The 18,162-nt window shown below is 62.3% G+C and carries 16 protein-coding genes; 11 read left to right on the forward strand and 5 right to left on the reverse strand.

Annotated features, from left to right (window positions below):
* Positions 1 to 28 precede the first annotated feature (28 nt).
* Positions 29 to 1,219: a glycosyltransferase family 4 protein gene (locus ACNJYB_RS13995; protein ID WP_439374494.1), complete on the reverse strand. Its 1,191-nt coding sequence runs from the start codon at positions 1,217 to 1,219 to the stop codon at positions 29 to 31.
* Between the two features lie 276 nt (positions 1,220 to 1,495).
* Between ACNJYB_RS13995 and ACNJYB_RS14000 the strand changes: the two genes are divergently transcribed.
* Positions 1,496 to 3,592, forward strand: coding sequence for a GumC family protein (locus tag ACNJYB_RS14000; RefSeq protein WP_439374495.1), 2,097 nt, complete (start codon positions 1,496 to 1,498; stop codon positions 3,590 to 3,592).
* A gap of 7 nt (positions 3,593 to 3,599) precedes the next feature.
* Here ACNJYB_RS14000 and ACNJYB_RS14005 read toward each other — a convergent pair whose 3' ends face one another.
* Positions 3,600 to 4,946, reverse strand: a complete 1,347-nt coding sequence (locus ACNJYB_RS14005; protein ID WP_439374496.1) for a lipopolysaccharide biosynthesis protein — start codon at positions 4,944 to 4,946, stop codon at positions 3,600 to 3,602.
* Positions 4,947 to 5,231: 285 nt separating this feature from the next.
* On the opposite strand from ACNJYB_RS14005, the gene ACNJYB_RS14010 reads away from it, so the two are divergent.
* The 3 genes from ACNJYB_RS14010 (at position 5,232) to ACNJYB_RS14020 (ending at position 8,278) form a co-directional block, all read left to right on the forward strand.
* Positions 5,232 to 6,518: an O-antigen ligase family protein gene (locus ACNJYB_RS14010; protein WP_439374497.1), complete on the forward strand. Its 1,287-nt coding sequence runs from the start codon at positions 5,232 to 5,234 to the stop codon at positions 6,516 to 6,518.
* An 18-nt stretch (positions 6,519 to 6,536) separates the two neighbouring features.
* On the forward strand, positions 6,537 to 7,559 hold the full coding sequence (locus ACNJYB_RS14015; RefSeq protein WP_439374498.1) for a glycoside hydrolase family 5 protein: 1,023 nt from the start codon (positions 6,537 to 6,539) through the stop codon (positions 7,557 to 7,559).
* A 443-nt stretch (positions 7,560 to 8,002) separates the two neighbouring features.
* Complete coding sequence (locus ACNJYB_RS14020; RefSeq protein WP_439374499.1) at positions 8,003 to 8,278, forward strand: DUF3303 domain-containing protein; 276 nt, start codon at positions 8,003 to 8,005, stop codon at positions 8,276 to 8,278.
* Between the two features lie 155 nt (positions 8,279 to 8,433).
* On the opposite strand, the gene ACNJYB_RS14025 is transcribed toward ACNJYB_RS14020, so the two are convergent.
* Positions 8,434 to 8,949 (reverse strand): ParB N-terminal domain-containing protein, encoded by a 516-nt coding sequence (locus tag ACNJYB_RS14025; protein ID WP_439374500.1) that lies wholly within the window; start codon positions 8,947 to 8,949, stop codon positions 8,434 to 8,436.
* 532 nt (positions 8,950 to 9,481) lie between these two features.
* On the opposite strand from ACNJYB_RS14025, the gene ACNJYB_RS14030 reads away from it, so the two are divergent.
* The 3 genes from ACNJYB_RS14030 to ACNJYB_RS14040 are packed head-to-tail and all read left to right on the forward strand — an operon-like array spanning position 9,482 to position 11,024.
* Positions 9,482 to 10,447, forward strand: a complete 966-nt coding sequence (locus ACNJYB_RS14030; RefSeq protein WP_439374501.1) for a FecR family protein — start codon at positions 9,482 to 9,484, stop codon at positions 10,445 to 10,447.
* 30 nt (positions 10,448 to 10,477) lie between these two features.
* Positions 10,478 to 10,753: a hypothetical protein gene (locus ACNJYB_RS14035; protein WP_439374502.1), complete on the forward strand. Its 276-nt coding sequence runs from the start codon at positions 10,478 to 10,480 to the stop codon at positions 10,751 to 10,753.
* A gap of 43 nt (positions 10,754 to 10,796) precedes the next feature.
* Entirely contained in the window at positions 10,797 to 11,024 is a 228-nt protein-coding gene (locus tag ACNJYB_RS14040) for a hypothetical protein (protein WP_439374503.1), read from the forward strand.
* 27 nt (positions 11,025 to 11,051) lie between these two features.
* Here ACNJYB_RS14040 and ACNJYB_RS14045 read toward each other — a convergent pair whose 3' ends face one another.
* On the reverse strand, positions 11,052 to 11,498 hold the full coding sequence (locus ACNJYB_RS14045; protein WP_439374504.1) for a hypothetical protein: 447 nt from the start codon (positions 11,496 to 11,498) through the stop codon (positions 11,052 to 11,054).
* 211 nt (positions 11,499 to 11,709) lie between these two features.
* Between ACNJYB_RS14045 and ACNJYB_RS14050 the strand changes: the two genes are divergently transcribed.
* From ACNJYB_RS14050 to ACNJYB_RS14060, 3 genes are all read left to right on the forward strand, one after another.
* Positions 11,710 to 12,210 (forward strand): hypothetical protein, encoded by a 501-nt coding sequence (locus ACNJYB_RS14050; RefSeq protein WP_439374505.1) that lies wholly within the window; start codon positions 11,710 to 11,712, stop codon positions 12,208 to 12,210.
* Between the two features lie 391 nt (positions 12,211 to 12,601).
* Positions 12,602 to 14,314, forward strand: coding sequence for a type I secretion system permease/ATPase (locus ACNJYB_RS14055; RefSeq protein WP_439374506.1), 1,713 nt, complete (start codon positions 12,602 to 12,604; stop codon positions 14,312 to 14,314).
* Between the two features lie 9 nt (positions 14,315 to 14,323).
* The gene (locus ACNJYB_RS14060) at positions 14,324 to 15,682 is read left to right on the forward strand and encodes an HlyD family type I secretion periplasmic adaptor subunit (RefSeq protein WP_439374507.1); all 1,359 of its coding nucleotides are present in this window, start codon (positions 14,324 to 14,326) and stop codon (positions 15,680 to 15,682) included.
* Between the two features lie 191 nt (positions 15,683 to 15,873).
* Here the strand turns inward: ACNJYB_RS14060 and ACNJYB_RS14065 are convergent, their stop codons facing one another.
* Positions 15,874 to 16,518: a hypothetical protein gene (locus ACNJYB_RS14065; RefSeq protein ID WP_439374508.1), complete on the reverse strand. Its 645-nt coding sequence runs from the start codon at positions 16,516 to 16,518 to the stop codon at positions 15,874 to 15,876.
* 473 nt (positions 16,519 to 16,991) lie between these two features.
* Here ACNJYB_RS14065 and ACNJYB_RS14070 point away from each other — a divergent pair, with 473 nt between their 5' ends.
* Entirely contained in the window at positions 16,992 to 17,369 is a 378-nt protein-coding gene (locus ACNJYB_RS14070; protein ID WP_439374509.1) for a helix-turn-helix domain-containing protein, read from the forward strand.
* Positions 17,370 to 18,162: the final 793 nt, after the last annotated feature.

The raw sequence follows: 18,162 nt of genomic DNA on the forward strand, positions 1-18,162 counted from the left end.
TCGAGCCCATCTAGTCCAACCTGTCAGGTCAAATGACTTGGCCGAGAATTCGAACGTATTCCTCCACCATGGCGTCTACCGAATAGCGCGACCTCAGGCCTTTGGCGTTTTGTCGCAGCTCATCGCGCAAGGGTTGGTCGGTCAGCAGTTTCGAGACGGCCGTCGACAGCTTCGCATGATCGGCGGCATCGACGAACAGTGCGGCCGGCTTTCCTTCGAAGGACAGCACCTCGCGCAGCACCGGAAGATCGGTGACGACGGAGGGAACGCCGGCGCTCGCGGCCTCGACCGCAGCGAGGCCGAAGGTCTCGGCCTGCGTCGGAAACACGAAGACGTCGAGACAGGCGAGAAAGTCCGCCATCCGGCGCGGCGTGATTTCGCCGAGCAGATGCAACCGGTCCGCTACTTTCAAATCATCCGCAAGCCGCCGCAACCGGGCCTCGTCGGCGCCCTGACCGGCCAGCGCAAGCTGCCAGGACGGCTGCTCCGGCAACAGACGTATCGCCGCATCGAGCCGCTTGTGCGGGTGCAGCCGCGCGGCGCAGCCGAGCAGGGTGCAGTTTTGCGGCAGGTTGAAGTTCGCGCGCGCAGCCTCTCCGGAGAGGGTGGGGGCCTTGTCGTCGAAGCCGTGCGGGACATGCACCATGCGCGAGCGGTATGCCGCGGGGTAGCGCAAATATTCGCGTTGCATGTCCTGCGAATTGAGGGTGATGCGGTCGAAGAAGCCGAGGCTGCCCATGACGATGTCGGCCGTGCGCACCGGCCGCGTCATCGACAGCGCGGACGAGACCTGGTTGGCGACGACGGGTGCGCGACTGACGAGACGTGATACGGCTGCACCGATGACGTTGCCGAAATGCTGGAAGGTCAGAACCGCATCGGGCCTTGTGGTCCTGATATGACGGCCGAGCGTCCACAGCATCCGCAAGAGTGCCAGCGGGTTTCCCGGCCGGCGCGCCGCGCAATAGAGTGTATCCGGCGGTTCGTCGAAGGACTCCGATTTGCGGAAGAAGAACAGGTTGCTGACGCGGTAGCCGCGCGCGGCGAGACCGGCGCCAAGCAGCCTGGAGATCTCCTGCGCACCGGCGTTCTCGGCCTGGGTCTGGACGAGAAGCACGTGCGGCATCGCTGCACCGCTGTCTGGACTTGCGAGTGCTGCTGCGGTGGACGGCAGCTTCGGTGCATCGCCCAGTTCTGCGCCTGGTGGGTAATGGAGCACGAAGGCCGACCTGCTAATGAAACGTTCACCGTCTTAACCCCGTACCTATCATGCGAGCATCTCGCGGACACCGACTAGCAACAAACGGAGTTAATGCGCGCAGCGCCGGAACGGCGTCGAGCAAACGGGACTTCCACCGGTTTCGTCACGGCGTGACGCGCGCCTTAACCAATGGTGAGGGTCGCGCGAGGGGCGGGTAACCGCCGATTAACCACAGATATTTACGGTGGAGCAGGCCACTGAACAGTGTTCGCCAGTTGAATCCGAGTAAAGTCCATGACGTTCGGTCGCCGCGCAGACCCGACAAGTTCCGGATCGACCGATGTCGCCGCGTCGTGGCAGTCTGGGACCGCATCGACCGACAAGCCTCGCGGAACGGCCGCGCGTCTTGGCGGCCTGCTCACGGCCGCAGGCGCGTTCTCCTTCCTTCGCGACAATGCTCGCCGCATCCTGACGCTGGCGCTGGCGATCTTCGGCCTCGGCGTCGTCGTTCTCCTGGTGATCCCGGCTCGATTTGCCGCGACCGCGCTGGTCGTCGTCGATCCCCGCGAGCAGCGCGTGACTGCGGACCAGGACGTTCTGCCCGGCATCGGGCAAGATAGCGCCGCACTGCAGAGCCTCGTCGAAGTGGCGAAGTCTGATGGTTTCCTCAAGCCCCTGATCGAGCAGCTCAAGGTTCGCGACGACGAGGATATTTCCGGGGGGCACACCGACCCTGCGCGCTTGCTCGAGCGGTTTCGCAAGCGTCTCGATATTTCACGGCGCGGGCTCACCTACGTCATCGCCATCCGCTTCACCTCCAACCGGTCGGAGCGGGCGGCCTATTATGCCAACGCGATCGCCGAGGCGTTCGTCGCCAGCCAGAGCCGCATCCGTAGCGAGGCGACTGATGAAGCCGCCGACTGGCTGAGTGGACGGCTCAAGACATTGAGCGACCGGCTGAAGGCATCGGAGGACGCCGTCGCCGCGTTCAAGCTCGAGCACAGGATCGTCAACGCCGGCAGGGATTCCACGACCCAGCAATTGCGCGTGACCGAGCTGTCGCAGCAGGTTGCCGCCGCCCGGGCCCGGACCGAAGAGGCGAAGGCCCGCTACGAGCAGGCGCAGCGCGACGTGAAGGCGAATGTCGAGGCGCCCGCCAAGCAGGATCTCCTGAGCGCGCTGCGCGCCCAGCGATCGGCCCTCAACGACCAGATTGCGCAGAAGCGGGCGGTGCTCGGCGATCGCCATCCCGATCTCGTGATGTCGTATAGCCAGCTGAACGATCTCAACAGGCAGATCGAGGTCGAGCGGGCCAAGGGCGTCGATACCGCAAAGTCGGAATACGAGTCCCAGCGCGATCAGCAAAAGGCCCTCGAAAGCCAGATGAAGGCGGCTGAATCGCAGCTCCTTGTCGATGGCCAGGCCCTGGTGAAGCTCCAGGAGCTGCAACGCGACGCCGAGGCCAACAGGAATATCTACGAGCAGTTCCTTTCGCGCTCCAAGACGACGAACGAGCAACGCCTCTTGCAGAGCTCCCAGACCAAGGTGGCCTCGCCCGCCATTCCGCCGCTGCGCTCGACCCTGCCGCCGCTGCCATTGTTGCTCGCCGCTCTCGCGATCGGCTCGCTGCTGGCATCGACGGCGGTCGTTGCCGCGACCGCGCGCGGATCCGACGAGCCCGCTGAAGAGGTTCGTGCCACCGATCCGGCGCCGCGCCAGCCCGCGGCTTGGCCGCGCCCGCCGGTGTGGGCCCGCATTCCCGACCTGTTGCCCGGCGATGCGCCCAGAAACATCTGGCAGAGCCCGGTGTCCGCGACAGCCGAGCTCGATCTCGGTCCGCATCTGCGTCCGGTGTTCGACAGGCTGGAGAGGCTCCCGGGAGCGAGGGGCAAGGTCGTGCTCGTGATGTCGGTCGGCAAGCGTGCCGGCGGCAACACCGTCGCGCGATCGCTGAACCGGTGGGCGGTGAACAGGGGGAAGCTGAGCGTCCTGATCCGAGTGGAGCCTGACCTCGGCGGTGCCGGGACCGGTCTTGCCAAGGGACAGGCCGACGGTGTGAGCATCGCGAACGTCCGCAGCGTCGATGCGCTTCTGGGCGCGAGCAGGAAGGCCGAGCCGCTGCCTGCGGATGACATTCGCTCGGAGTTCGATCTGATCCTCATTCATGCGACCTCGCTGGCGCTGCAGCCGGAGGCGGCGGCGCTTGCCGCGCATGCCGATCTCGTCATGCTGGTTGCGCGCGACGACGTGGTCGATTCAGCCGCAATGCGCCGGACAACGGCCGCACTCTCGGGCTTCGGTGGTGTGCCGACCGGGATCGTCGTCAATCATGTGCCGGCCGATCCGGCGACTGCGCGACGTCGGGGGGAAGTGCTGGGCCTCGCCGGTTGATCGGCGCCTACTCGCCGGGCTCGGCAGCGCGGACAGCATAGGCGCGGCGCTTCCATGCCGAGAAGCGCAACAACGCCAGAATGGATGGATCCACGCCGGTTCGCCGCCGGCAGAGGATGTTGAGCGCGATGGTCGCAAGCGCTAGCGAGGCGGTCGCCGAAATCGCGGCGCCAAGCACGCCGAGCCAGGGGATCAGGACGAGGAATCCGACCAGCCGCAGCGCGACATTCGCGGCGACGACGGGGACATAGATGCGCTCGTGACCGGTCAGCTGCAGGATCGCCGCAGAAGGACCGCCCGCTGCTTGAACGGCCGTTCCGATCGCGAGCACGATCAGGACCCAGTGCTGTGCCGCGAAATGAGGCCCGAACAGATTGAGAAGATGTGGACCGCCGACCCAGATCAGCAGCAGTCCGCTGACCACGCAGAACGCGGTCACTTCCGCCATGAGCTTCAACGTTTGCTCGAACTCCCGATGGTTCTTGCTGAAGTACAGCGAAGGAAGGCGGCGTGCGCCAAAACTGTACAGGGCAGCCGACAGCATGGCGAAGATGTTGGCGAGGCGGGAGGCGGCGAAATAGATTCCGGCCGTTGCCGGATCGAGCATCCAGTGGACCAGAATGACGTCGAAAGACTGGTTTGCCGCCTCCAGGATGGACGCGATCCAGAAATGAAGTGCGCTCGATCTCCAGCGCGACGTCTCGGACCGGGCCACCGTGCCCCGAAAATCCGGGAGGGCTTGTGCAACGGCAGCGATCTGCGTGACCAGACCAATCGACATCGCGATCGTTATCACGGCGATCAGTTCGGCAGGATCGAGCTGTCGGTGGCCGAACAAGACGGCGAGCAGGAACAGGACGACGGCGACCCGCCAGAAGAATTCCCTGTTTCCTTCCCCCATGAGAATGCTGACCAGCGAGCGTGCGACCTGGCTGCCGAGCATCAGTCCTGCGCTCACCGCGGTGTAGGCGGACACCGCGACGATCAGCAGCCATCCATCGCCTCTCATGCTCGCCACGATCGCGATCGCGCCGATCGCAACCAGCATCGCGACGGCCGATACCCCCAGGCTCGATAGCAACACGCCCTTGGTCAGATCGGGCCGATCTTTCACCCGGTACTCGTTCAGGAAGCGCACCAGAAGCGATTCCTGCCCGACCAGTCCCACGACGGCCGCGATCTGGGAAACCGAGAGCCAGGTCGCAAAGATGCCGAATCCATCCGGCGACATTGTTCGCGCCGCCAGCGAGAACAATGCAAACGCAAGCGTGCCGCTACCAACCTTGAGGAGGATGGTCCCGACGACACCGCGCGTTACATCACGCCGCAGAAACTGGAGGATTGTTTCGATCATTGAGGTCAAAGGGGCAACTTCCCCTGAAGGAACGCATTACGATATCGGCGGCAGCCTAGCATGTCGAAAAAACCCCGAGGGTTAATGGACCCTCCGAAGCCGTGGATCGCAACCGATGCCGGTGGAACGTCCGCTGCGCCAGGATGAAATACCTTCGTCCGGATTGTCCCAGATAGAGAGCTTGGTTCGTATCGTTACCGAATTCTTAACGGGGCGTGGGGGACTCGGACGTGGAGGCCGACCCGCGCTAGCGAACAATTAACCGCGTTGAAGCAAGGTCGGCCCATGGCCAGCCTACAGAGCGATGCCGACTCCGGGGTACCCGAGAGCGCGATCTGGCACACGCGCAGCGTTGGCATCCAGAGGATTGCCAGCGCCGCAATCCGCTGTTCGATCACCGTCAATGTCATGGCGTCGATGGGCACCCTCAACCCGGGGCTGCTGCCGGCGGAGTTGACCTATCTGCAGCAGGCCGCCGCGATCCTGATGTGGGGCGTCTTGATCTATGCAAGCGCGTTCGTGCCGCCGCGCCTGCGTCTGCAGTTCAACCCCGATATGATCGTGCTGGTCGCGTTCTACGGCTTCGCCGTCACCTCGGTGTTCTGGTCCAGCCTGAATGTTGCCGCGCTGATGAAGAGTGCGGCGCTCGCGATGACGACCTTTGGCGCCTTCTGCCTCGTCACGCGCATCGACCTGGACGAGATTGTAGGAGCCACGGCCCTAGGACTCTTCGTCCTGGTCGCCGCATCGGCCTTCTTTGCGGTCGCTGTTCCCGACATCGGGATCGATCACAGCTGGATGCACAGCGGTCAATGGCAGGGCATCTATGAATCGAAGCAGACTCTTGGTTTCGTCGGCGCCTATCTGATGTTCTTTGCGTGCTATCTGAAGATGAGGGGGCAGGCGTGGCCGGCCTTCCTCGCGGCATTCCTTCTGGCGTCGACATGCGTCCTTGCCTCGGAATCGCGAGGTGCCGGTGCGGTCGCGCTGGCCGCCTGCGCGCTGCTCGTGACCTCGATGTGGTCGGTCACCTGCATGCGGCTTTATGCGGTGCTGCCGTTGGTCATGTGCCTGGCGGCCGGCGCGCTGTTCCTCTATTTCTACACGACCGGATACGATGCAATCCACATCGGCGACGCGAGCATCGACTTCACCGAGCGGACCTTCATCTGGCACTACGCGATAAGCCATTTTGACGATGCCCCGCTGCTCGGATTCGGGATCAACGGCTTCTGGACGATTCCGTCGATCTACGATTATTTCGAGCAGAACCACAGCTGGGTGCTGGACAATTATCACAGCGGCTACATCGCCATCCTGATCGAGACGGGATTCCTCGGGTATATGCTGTTCGCAGGAAGCGTCCTTCTGTTCTCGAACAAGATGCTCCATCTTATCTCAGCACAGTCGATCGATCGGTCGCACTGCGCCCTCATCATCGGATTTGTCGTTCTGAGCTTCCAGACCAATTTCACGGAGACGACATTCCTTCGCTCGACGATGTTCACGTCGGTGCTGCTGGTCGGGTTCTTCTTTGCGACGTGTAGACCGGTACGACAGACAGATTTCTAGCCTCTGGAATGGAAGCAGATGACCTTCATCCGTGCTCGCTGGCCGAAGAGTCTCAATCTTGCGGCGGGCTTTCTCTTCGTCGCGGCGCTCTGCTCTCCATCTGTCGGTGCCGCGCAGGCTTCCAATGGTGTGCCGAAACTGGGGCGCGGCATCAATGTTCTCGGCTACGACGGGATCTGGGAAGGCGGTCAGAATGCGCCGTTCCGCCTCGACAATCTGACGGCCATCAAGAAGGCCGGGTTCGCGCATGTCAGGATCAATTTCTTCGGCTTCAAGTTCATGGGGCCGGGTAATGTCCTGGACGAGATCGTCCTGAGGCGGCTTGATGCCGTCATCGAGGAGGTTCTCGCGCGCAATCTCGTTCCCGTTCTCGACGAGCACGATACCCATGTCTGCCAGAGTGACGTGGCTGGATGCGTGGAAAAGCTGAAGGCGTTCTGGCGGCAGATCGCCGAGCGTTATACCGGCAAGTATCCGAGACTGGTTTTCGAGGTCTTGAACGAGCCGGGCGGACGGATGACGTCGGCCGAGTGGAATTCGCTGCTCAACGAATGCCTCGGAATCATCCGCCACACCAACCCCGTGCGGCCGATCGTTGCCGCCGTTCTCAACGTCGATGACAATCCGGTCGAAGAGCTGGTTCTGCCGGCCGACGACCGGAACCTCATCGTCACCTTTCACTATTACGCGCCCTTGCGGTTCTCGCATCAGGGAGCACCGTGGTCCCCGACGTTCTCGCGGATCGGTCCGCTGGATTGGGGCTCACAGGATGACGAAGCGCGGGCCGCGGCCGATTTCGGGAAGATCAGCCTCTGGGCAGAGAAAGAGAAGCGCCCGGTCTATCTCGGTGAGTTCGGCGTGTACGAGCGCGCGCCAACCGATAGTCGCGCGAGATACCTGTCGTACGTGGCGAGAAGCGCCGACCGGCTCGGCTGGTCATGGGCCTATTGGCAGTTCGACCATGATTTCGCCGCCTTCGACAGCGCGCGCCAGGCCTGGAAGGCGGACATCCTGCGAGCGTTGATCCCGCCTTCGCGTTAGAGAGGCATGCTGGGCGGTCAAACCTCGAAAGTCCCTGGTCGGAAGATCGTCGCGTTCGAGTAGGGCGACGGTTGGATGACCGCGAAGACCGCGTCGGCAACCCTGCGTGGCACGAGCCTCGGACGCCTTATCGGTCGCGCCTGCCGCTGCGGTGGCTGGTTCATCCAGTAAGGATGTTGGTTCAATGCCCGGCTGAAGATCCGGCCCGACGCCGGGCGGCACGGTTTGCGCGGATCTGCCATCGCCAAATGCGCCGTTGCGCGAAGAGCCAATCGTTTGAATTAGCTAGTCCCCGGAAACGTCCAAGAACACGCCGGAAATGGCGTCGACCGACAGAGGCCCATGCTCGAGCAAGGTGCGGGCCTTTGCAGCGTCATCGCTTCGTGTTTGACTGGGCACTGCCGTACAGGCAAGGAAGCGCATTTTTAAATGGGAGAGCATTGATGAAGTACATCTCGCATTGGAAAATTCCGCCAAGCTCGATCGATGCAGCGATCAAGAAATTCCTGGAGACCGGCGGAGCGCCGCCCGAGGGCGTCAAGATGCTCGGGCGTTGGCATGGAATGAATGGCGAAGGTTTCGCCATCTCGGAAAGCAATGATCCCAAGGCCATGTACCAGTGGTACGCACAATGGGCGAATGTCATGGAGCTCACGGTCACTCCCTGCGTCGAGGACGCGGAAGCGGGCCCTATTCTGGCAGCGATGGCAAAGCACTGATAGCGCGCTCGGGCGAGCAATCAAAAGCTGCGCGTCGAGGGGCGCCGATGTTTCCGGGGATCGGCGCCCCATTTCTGCGCCAGAGATTGTCCGGGCCAAATCCCATGTTGCAGCAACAGGCTCGCCAATTGGCGCTCGGACAGCGCGGCGAAGGGTCAATAACGGCCCCCGTCGCTTTTCTGTTGAGCGATCCATTGGGACAGGGTTTTCGTTCTGTGTCCCAAAGTTGCTGCCGTCCGGGCGGTTCGCGCCGATGATGCGGCCGGCTTCGCCCCAGTGCTTCGTTCCGGTTGCCGATTCAAACCGGGTTTCGCCGGTGCAGCTGCTGCCGCCGCCTCTCTTTCAAGGCGCAGTTGCTTCAGCCGGGCCATCTTGTTGCGCTCGGCTTCCAGTTCGGTGCTGTCGGACAGCAGCTTCCTGGGCTGAGAACTCTCTGCCGCGACCGCGACAGCGATGACGGACATTTCGCCAAGGGCCTTGCAGGCCTCGAGCCGATGCAGTCCGTCGACCAGGACGAACTGATCATCATCGGGGCGAACGGAAATGGGAACTCGCTGTCCGATCTCCAGGATGCTTTCCGCGATCTTTTGAACGAGCCCGGGGTCGAGCGTCTTTTTGCTCTTGGTCGGAACGCGAATTTTGTCGATCGACAAGCTTTCCGCCTTGGGCATAGCTTCTGCTCCGGCACTCTCGATCCCGTCGCCGCGCGGCGAGGCGAGGGATGCGGCTATCCTAGGAGCGAGCGGGCGCGTGAAGCAACCGGTTTTCTTTCGCTTGTACAGGGCGGACGGGAGACTGGGAAACAGCGCCTTGAGGCAGGCGGCGTGCCGACGCAGGCCGAAGGCTCTCTCTGGAGTGCTCGCGGCAGTCTGATGGCAGGTCGTCAAAACCGGCTGGCCAGGTTTAATCCCGTTTCTCCTCGACGGCGGGCCGCGATCGGGCTCCGGGCCGTCTTCCGGCCCCGCGCTCCGCGAGCCGGAGACTGCTTTCGGATAAACGCCAAATCCAACTTTCATGTATTGGAATTGGGTAATATTTTCAGATGCCTGTCGCGGATTTGCGTCGCGGTTTTTACGCCGTCGCGGGCTGAATTAATTACGGTGCAGAAAACTCGGGCAGGCGGTTCGTCGCCACTTTTCTCTGGAACTTCATAATGGTACTTAAAAACAATTTTATTCTTTTTCAACAATTTACGGTGGCGTCTTGAACCACACCGACAGAGTTTTGCCGAACGGCTGGGGGCACCAATCCCTTCAATTCGGGCACGACGCGTTGGCGGAGATGCCGTCCGCTGCAGTTGTGATCCCGGACGCGCACCTTCTCTTCTCCGGCGATTTCCTGCGCAGCGGCGTCGACCTGATCCTCTCGGATCAGCTCCATCGTGTCATCGTGCCAAACCATTTCCGAGATCACGCCCGCCCGTTGCTCGTTTTCCCCGAAGGCGCACACCTTGACCCCGGCGTCGTCGATGCTCTGACGGGACACCCCCACTTGGCGCAAGCCGGCGCGCCCGCGGCGAGCGGCAAGGTAGTGGGCCATGTCGTCAAGATGACCGGCAGCGCGAGCATTGTCCGCAACGTCGTGACGATCGTCGCCAACGTCGGTGATGCGGTCTACCAGAACGACGTCGTGCAGACGGGGAGCGACTCGACCCTCGGTCTCGTGCTCGACGACGGTTCGACGTTCAATCTGTCCGCCACTGCGCGGTTCATGGTGAACGAACTGACCTATGATGCCAACAGCACGTCCAACAGCTCGCTGATAACCTTGGTCCAGGGCGCCGCCAGCTTCGTGACGGGACAAGTTTCGAAGACCGGTGATATGCGGGTCGCAACACCCAGCGCCACGATCGGGATTCGCGGCACGGCTGTGATCCTCGATGTTTCGGCGACCGACGGAAAGATTTCGGTTTCCGTCATCGATCAGCGCGACGGTCTGGTGCATGCCATCCAGGTCTTCAACACGACCGGCGTCCTGATTCGTATGATCACCGATTTCATGGAGGGGATCGACAGGCTCGACATTCGTCAGTTCACGAACGTAACCTGGGCTTCGGCGGCAGATAGCCTCAACGACACGGTGGTGACGCTCGATGCCAACGACTCGATTCTGCTCAAGAACACCGTGGCGTCGAACCTCAAGGCGGCCGACTTCACCTTCCATGTGTAGTCGGCACAAGCAGGATGTGGACTGAACGGAATGCGTGACGTAGAGGTCTTGTTGAATTCGCTGGTCGATGTCGATCGCAGCATGCTGATCTCGGTGTTGTCGATGGAGGTGCAGACTGCCACAAAGCTCGCAATGAGTGGGCACCAGCGCACTGCCTGGCAGCGTGCGAAAAGGCGAAGCGCCATCGAGCACGCTGCCCGTCTCGCGCATATCCTGGCCTATTTCAAATATGGGGAGACGCCGCCCGGCATGTCGGAGGACGATCGCCGGCTTTGCAGCAGTCTCGTGGAGAAGCGTAGCGCGTAGGTTGACCTGAGTGACCCTGTCTGCAAGACATTTGGATGAAGAGTTGACCGCCATGAATGAAAACGACGCCCTCGTGCTGGATCTTGCGATCGGCAGCCGCTTCCGAGTCAAGTCCCTCGGCAAGCACAGCAAGCGCTTGGACGGGAGGACGGGACGGGTCATCGGCTTTGCCCAGACCAAGAACGCGCTGCGGGTCCTTCTGGACGGACACAAGCATCCGCAAACGCTGCACCGCAGCTATCTGGAACCGCTGGTCGAGACCGCGTCGTGAAGCGGCACCGCCCGCGGCGGCAGCGTTTCAGTTGGATTCGATCGGCGCGATCAGGTCGACGATGCGGAGCAGGCCCTGGCAGACACGCCAGATGCAGCCGGTGCCGAGAAACAGTTCGGTCGCTGCGTTCATGTCGCCAAACTGGAGGTGATATCCATTGGCGACCACGTTGATGGATATCCTGATGCCATTCGTGCCCACCAGCTGGGTGCGCGCCGTATGGACCGCTTCGACCAGCCGCCGTCCGAACTCCCTGGCATCGTCGAGATCAAGCGATGCGAGCCGCGGTGGCGTGCGCGCCTGGTTGAACGGATACACGGCGTCGATGAGGATGGTGTGGCCGTCCGATAGCAACAGCAGCTGGCTGACCGACTTGCCGGCCGGAAAGAGGAAGCATCGCTCGTCGAGGTCGATCTTGAGCTCGTACTTCGGCCGCAACTCTGCAATGATCCGGGAAGCGGGATTGATACTCATAGTGGTGCAATGCGAATTGACTGTAACATGGCTTTATCCTAGGTCGCTCGTCTGGAAGCAGCAAGGCGGATGCGCCAAGGTTGATCCATCGCCCGATTTTCGGGCGACCGGCGGAGAGATGCTGTCCCAGGCCGTCCTAGGCAGTATAGTCGGCGCATAGTCGGGCAGGAGGGCCAACTCGGCCCCAGCCACATTTCGAGGCATTAAGCTCATGGCGATCAGGATTGCGGCGGTGGGTTCCGCCACCATGTCGGACGACAAGAAGGAATTCATTGTCCAGACCACGGGCAAATATACCGGCGCACTGGAGCTGAGATTTGCCAGTGACTGCGTCGACGATCTGATCACGGCGCTGACAAATGTGCGCGGCGGGGCGCAGCCGGCCGCGTCAAACGGCGGGGAAGCGGCGCTTGCCTCCGAAGCAGTCGCCCCCAGCGCTGAAGCCGCGGCGCAGATCACGCCGGGCGCGACCGACAAGGCCAACGAGGTGAGGTTCGAAATCCCCAGGAACTGCACGATTTCCGCGGACCCCAGCGGCCGCGGCCTTGTGCTCTTCATCCTCAATCACCGGCTGGAAGGCCAGGCCGGTTACGCGTTCTCGCCGGACGCAGCGAAACAATTGGCTGGCGGACTCACCAAGAGCGCCGATGCATTGCTGGCGCAGGGGGCGGTACCCAAGAGCGATCGGATGACGGGACCAAACCAAAGGTAGGTAAATTGAGCGGTAAAACCGGGATCAGCGGTTCCAGAGCGGGGACGACGGCCGTCCAGGTTTCCCAATCTCTTCAACGGCGCTAAAGGCGCATAAATAAGGGAAGCGCCGCTCGGGATCGAGCACGTTGCGCTGCGGGAATCCGAGCCGGTCCGGCCGCATTTAGGCCAGCGCTCAATCGAGATAAATATCATAAACGCGCGGGAAGCCCGTATCTCTACGGGCACCTTTACCTTTCCAGCGAGGATCATTTCGCGGGGCCTGATGACTGTGCTAGACACGCTGTCGATTGGACAAGAATTGTAACGGCTATCAATAGATCTTTAATTCAGCCGGCCGTTGTCGCTGCGGCGGTCATTTTTGATGGGGGGCGGGGTATCCGCCGGATTGTGTGAGTGCGCCTTTCAAAAGGCCGGACGAGCTCCGGCGCCTGCTGCAGACATGCCAGGGCTATTTCGTGACGGCCGGCATCTTCAGCCTTGCCATTAACCTGCTGTACCTCGCCGGCCCGCTCTACATGCTGCAGGTTTATGACCGCGTGATCTCGAGCGCCAGCGAGATCACGTTGCTGATGCTCACGATCGCGCTGCTGCTGGCGTTCATGGCGCTGGCCGGGCTGGACGCGGTTCGCGCGAGGGTGCTGACCCGCGCCAGCGTCCGCCTCGACCGCAACATCGCCTCGCGGGTGATGACGGCGATCATCGATCGATCGGCCAACGCGGGCGGCGCCCGCAGTCAGGCGATCCGGGATTTCGATACGTTTCGCCAGTTCGTCACCGGGACCGGCATCCACGCCATTTTCGATCTGCCCTGGGCTCCCATCTACATCGCGGTGATCTTCGCCCTGCATCCGTTCCTGGGGGCATTTGCGCTGGGGTGTTCGGTCCTCCTGGTGCTGATGGCGCTGTTGAGCGAGTGGCTGGTGAAGCTGCCGCTCACGGAATCGAACGAAGCCGCCGCGCGCAGCTACAACTTCACCGAAATGAGCCTGCGCAACACCGAGGTCGTGCGTGCCATGGGCATGACAGGCGGCCTGCTGCGGCGCTGGAGTCGCGATCGCGACCGGATGCTCGAGCGCCAGGTCGCTGCAAGCGACCGTGCCGCCGCGATTCAGAGCCTGATCCGTTTCCTGCGCCTCGCCATGCAATCGCTGATCCTGGGCTTGGGCGCATATCTCGTGATCGAGCGAGTCACGACCGTCGGTTCGATGTTCGCGGCCAGCATTCTGCTCGGCCGCGCGCTGCAGCCGGTCGAGCAGATCGTTGGATCGTGGCGCGGTCTCGTGTCGGCGCGTGCTGCGTTCCTGCGCATTCGCGAGCTGCTGACGACCCATCCTCTTGTCGAGGCCGGCCTGACGCTGCCCAGGCCCAGGGGGCATGTTTCGGTGGAGGCGCTCAGCTTCGTTCCTTCGGGCGGCTCCAAGCCCATTCTGCGCGGCGTCACCTTCGCGGTAGAGGCAGGAGAGGTGCTCGGGGTCATCGGGCCGTCCGGGGCCGGAAAATCGACCCTGGCGCGCCAGCTTGTCGGCGTGCTGACGCCCTCGGCGGGCGCTGTGCGGCTGGACGGCGCCGATGTCGCGACCTGGGTCAAGCGGGCGATCGGCGACCATGTCGGCTACCTGCCGCAGGACATCGAGCTGTTCTCGGATACGATCGCCGCCAATATCGGCCGCTTCGATGAGGGCAGCGACAAGGACGTCATCCTCGCCGCCCAGCTCGCCGGCGTGCACGAAATGATCCTGAGACTCCCGTACGGTTATGACACCCAGGTCGGAGAAGGCGGCGCTATTCTGTCCGGCGGCTTCCGCCAGCGGATTGCTCTGGCCCGCGCCGTCTATGGCCGCCCAAGCCTCGTCGTGCTCGACGAGCCGAGCTCGAACCTCGATGCCGAAGGTGATGCCGCTCTGGCGGATTGTATCGTGCAGCTGAAAAAAGGCGGCACGACGGTTGTCATCGTCTCGCATCGGCCGGCGACCATCGGAGTCGTCGACAAGATTCTCGTCCTCAGAGATGGCGTCGCCGAAATGTTCGGGGCTCGTGCCGAGATCATGGCACGGCTGACCCGTCCTGTCCCCGTGCATGCCGTGCAAGGCTCCAGCAGCTAGGCTCGCCCAATGGCCATTCTAGACGGAACACCCAAGACTCTCGCCGCTGCCGGCAGCCGGACCGGTCTTTTCGCCGGGCCGCCCAGCGACTCGATCAGGCACATCTCTCTCGCCGGCTGGATCATTGTTGCCGTATTCTTCGGCGGGATCGGTGCGTGGGCGCTGACCGCGCCGCTCAACGGCGCCGTCGTTGCAACCGCGGTCGTCAAGGTCGAGGGCAATCGCAAGAGCGTCCAGCACCTTGACGGTGGCATCGTGAAGGAGCTGCGGGTCAGGGAGGGCGACAGGGTCCGCTCAGGTGACCTGCTGATCGTGCTGGATGAGACCCAGGCGCGCGCCGAATACGAAGTGCTGACGCAGCAATGGGCCGTGCTTCGCGCCACCGAGGTTCGGCTCCTGACCGAGCTTGATCACGGCTCCGAGCTCGTGATGCCATCGGATCTGAAGGCGCGTTCCGAGGATCCCTATCTCAAGAGCGTCTGGAACGGGCAGGTCAGTCAGTTCGAGAGCCGCCGAGCCGCGCTGGAGGGACAGCGCAGCGTCATCCGCGAGAAGATCAACCAGCTCGGCTCGCAGATCGTCGGCGCCCAGGCACAAGTGAAGTCATTTACCGACCAGATCAATTCCGTTCACAGCGAGGCGAAGGATATCGCGCCTCTCGTCGAGCGGGGCCTGATCGCGCGCCCGCGTATTCTGCAGCTGCAGCGTACCGCCTACGGCCTCGAAGGTCAGATCGCGGATTCCAACGCCAGCATTGCCAAAGCGCGCCAGGCCATTGCCGAGCAGGAGCAGCAAATGGCGCAACTCGACAATGATCGAATGACCGACGTGACCAGGGACCTTCGGGACACGCAAGCCAAGATTCTGGAGGTCATCCCGAAAGCCATGAACGCCAAGGCGGTCTTGGGGCGCATGGAGATCCGCGCGCCCTATAGCGGCCAGGTGGTCGGCCTCAACGTCTTTTCAGTCGGCGGGGTCATACAGCGCGGCGACAAGATCCTGGACATCGTCCCGGAGCAGGACGGGCTGACGATCGAAGCGCAGGTGGCGGTCGAGGACATCAGCGACGTGCATCCCAACACGCGCGCGGAAGTTCACCTCACGGCTTACAAGCAGCGGATCGTGCCGATCATTCATGGTGACGTCATCCAGGTCTCGGCAGATCGTCTGACCGATCCCAAGAGCAACAACCCATACTACACGGCCTTCGTGCGAATTGATCAGGGTGAGCTTGCGGCCATGCCGAACATCAAGCTCTACCCGGGCATGCCGGCAACCGTCATGATCCCGACCGTCCAGCGCACGGCGTTTGAATATCTGGTTGGGCCGCTGATCATGTCCTTCAATCACTCCTTCCGGCAGAAATAGGCGCCGCGCGTTCGGAAGGGCAGGGACGGGACGCAGCCCGTCAGCCGTGGTTTCAGTGGCGGGCTTCCAATTCCGATGCGTGTGCCCGGCTCAGGGGCAATTCCTCGAATTGCTGCTGAACGCGCCTGACTGGCGGAGGCCAAACTCTGGCGCGGAAGGCGGCGCGAAAAACCGCCTGCGTCGCTCCAGGACTATTTGGCCGTAGGACTATTAAACGGGTCGTCGATCGAGGCGGCCGACTGCCTCACGCGCCGAACGCCGACGGGAGAGCCGTCCGACACGAACAGCAGCTCGTAGCTCTGTCCCCGCGAGTCCGTCGCGGTGCAGGTGACGCTCGAGACCCGCCGCGCGGCAAAGTTGCCGACCTGGCGGCAAATGCCCGTCGATGCCTCCTCCGCGGGCACCGGCAGCCCATGGAGCCTCGGCCGGTGCTTGGAATTCAGGAGCATCCGATCGATCGGAAGCTCGTAGGAATTGTCGTCGAAGCGCTTTCCTCTTTCGCCGGAGAAAGACACGACGTGGCCGTCGTCCGCCGGGTCCTCGATAGCCACTGCGAAGCTCACACGTCCGGTTTCGTTATGGGCGTAGGCAACGGCCTTGCAGGCATAGCTGCGACCCGCGATCTTCAGCGTCGTGCACTTGCCGGACATGTGTGCGAGGAGGTCGATTAAAGGCTGACGATGCTCGATGCGTTTGGGCGCCTCCGGACCTTGCTCTGCTGCCGGACGTGGCCCGGCCGTCTGCGCGACGCCAGGGACCGCAAGAGCAAAAAGCGCCCCGGCCGACAGCAACAGCCCGGGCCGCAGCCGACATACAAAACGCCGCCAAATGGTCACGCGATCCCCTCTGCCCGGCCGTGTCCCGCGACGAGGAAAAGCGCGTCCGGCCAAACCCTTATCCTGCCAAATCCGGCGCATAGTGACATTGGAGCGATCACTGATCAATCGAGTGAAGGAGCGACGGGGCGAGCCTTGCCTGTTAACTTAACGCCGCCGAGGCATTACAGGGCCGTAACTGGCCGTCCTTTCCCTCGGCGCTCACTCAGCGTTACGCGTTCATAACGCCGCGGCTGCGAATGGCCGCTCCGCGCTCGACCCTGGCGTGACATGAGACCCGCCAGTTCTGGCTCAGGCCTTACATGCCTTGCCGGTTGAACGGAATCGAAGAGGGCGGTGGGGCTGACCGATTGCACGGGATTGTTACAAACTGCACGGGCTTCCGCAGGCGAAAACCCAAATCGATGATTGACTTGAAAACGACCGAGACCGTAATCTTACGGACTTGTGGTCGTTAACGCTGATTCTCGCACATGCAATGGAAGTTACAGGTGCCTAAATTAAAAAACAAACCGATTGCCAACTTCGGTTCGCGCTTGAAACAGCTGCGGGAAGAGCGGTCGATGACCATCACCGAGCTGGCCAGGCGGATTGACGTAACTCCCCCCGCGATTTGGCATTGGGAGAAGCGGGGCAGGGTGCCCAAGCCCGCTACGATAAAAGCCGTGGCAAAGGCGCTTAACGTCAGCTCTGAGTTTCTCGAGGACGGTGTTCACCTTGTGAAGACTCAGGATCAAGGCCCTTCGGACCAGCTCTCGCTGCGGCCGGACGAGATGAGCCTCGAACAGCTGATCCGCGCCATTGAGGCAAAAGGCTTCCACGTCAGGATCTCTTCGGCTGGCGATCGGTAAATCTAGAAGGCGAGGTGCACCGGCGGACCACGCCAAGTGCCTTCACCTGTCGTGTTTTAACCTGGATCGAGTTCACGCCTCTTCGATGAGCCGTGACTGCCACGCGCTTGTGGGCAAGTTACGTCCGTGACATATTTTCGCGGTTAAATCCCATTTAAGCTACGCGTGAATTTCGTTTTAAGCCGCAATTCAACATTCGGGGCAGCGCAATGAATGGAAATTTCGGCACCCTTAGCATTTGACATCACCACGTCGGCGCGCCGGTTACTCGCCGGCCGGCTGCAAGCTCTTCATGTTGCGGGGACATCATGTTCGGTCGCCTTCGAAAGATTGTTTTCCACATTCGACACCGTAGTCCCGCAGCCCGCTTCAGCGACAACGTTCGCCGCGTGAACCGCCTGGCGCGCCTAATCTCCTTGATGCAACGACGATCTCTTGGCAAAGCCGGGCAAGACTGAGCGGACGAACCGGACGGAAGCAGCATGGTCGAGCGGGAGACGGTCGTTGGTCGACTGTTGCTCCCGTTCGGCCGCGAAAGCGGCCCCAATCTCGAATTTGACGAGCGCCGGACCAGTAGCGAACTGGGGGTGGCTACTGCACCAAAATGCGGAAGCTGGAGCTGACGCACTGAGGCAGACGACGCGCCCGGCCCGTTCCGCTCGCAACAGCGGCAATTGCGGAGATAGTCGAGGACCAGTGGTCAGCGACACCGACAACAACGTGTCTCTCGCTCTGCCGTCACCTCCGCCTACGGCGTCGAGACCAATCCACTTGCTGTAGCAACTATCAGCGG

Source organism: Bradyrhizobium sp. SMVTL-02, assembly GCF_051853005.1.
Classification (GTDB): domain Bacteria; phylum Pseudomonadota; class Alphaproteobacteria; order Rhizobiales; family Xanthobacteraceae; genus Bradyrhizobium.

Coding starts and splice junctions, on each gene's coding strand:
- ACNJYB_RS14070 (WP_439374509.1), top strand. CDS start 16,992: ATGCAATGGAAGTTACAGGTGCCTAAATTAAAAAACAAACCGATTGCC.
- ACNJYB_RS14000 (WP_439374495.1), top strand. CDS start 1,496: ATGACGTTCGGTCGCCGCGCAGACCCGACAAGTTCCGGATCGACCGAT.
- ACNJYB_RS14010 (WP_439374497.1), top strand. CDS start 5,232: ATGGCCAGCCTACAGAGCGATGCCGACTCCGGGGTACCCGAGAGCGCG.
- ACNJYB_RS14045 (WP_439374504.1), bottom strand. CDS start 11,498: ATGAGTATCAATCCCGCTTCCCGGATCATTGCAGAGTTGCGGCCGAAG.
- ACNJYB_RS14015 (WP_439374498.1), top strand. CDS start 6,537: ATGACCTTCATCCGTGCTCGCTGGCCGAAGAGTCTCAATCTTGCGGCG.
- ACNJYB_RS14050 (WP_439374505.1), top strand. CDS start 11,710: ATGGCGATCAGGATTGCGGCGGTGGGTTCCGCCACCATGTCGGACGAC.
- ACNJYB_RS14035 (WP_439374502.1), top strand. CDS start 10,478: ATGCGTGACGTAGAGGTCTTGTTGAATTCGCTGGTCGATGTCGATCGC.
- ACNJYB_RS14060 (WP_439374507.1), top strand. CDS start 14,324: ATGGCCATTCTAGACGGAACACCCAAGACTCTCGCCGCTGCCGGCAGC.
- ACNJYB_RS14005 (WP_439374496.1), bottom strand. CDS start 4,946: ATGATCGAAACAATCCTCCAGTTTCTGCGGCGTGATGTAACGCGCGGT.
- ACNJYB_RS14025 (WP_439374500.1), bottom strand. CDS start 8,949: ATGCCCAAGGCGGAAAGCTTGTCGATCGACAAAATTCGCGTTCCGACC.
- ACNJYB_RS14020 (WP_439374499.1), top strand. CDS start 8,003: ATGAAGTACATCTCGCATTGGAAAATTCCGCCAAGCTCGATCGATGCA.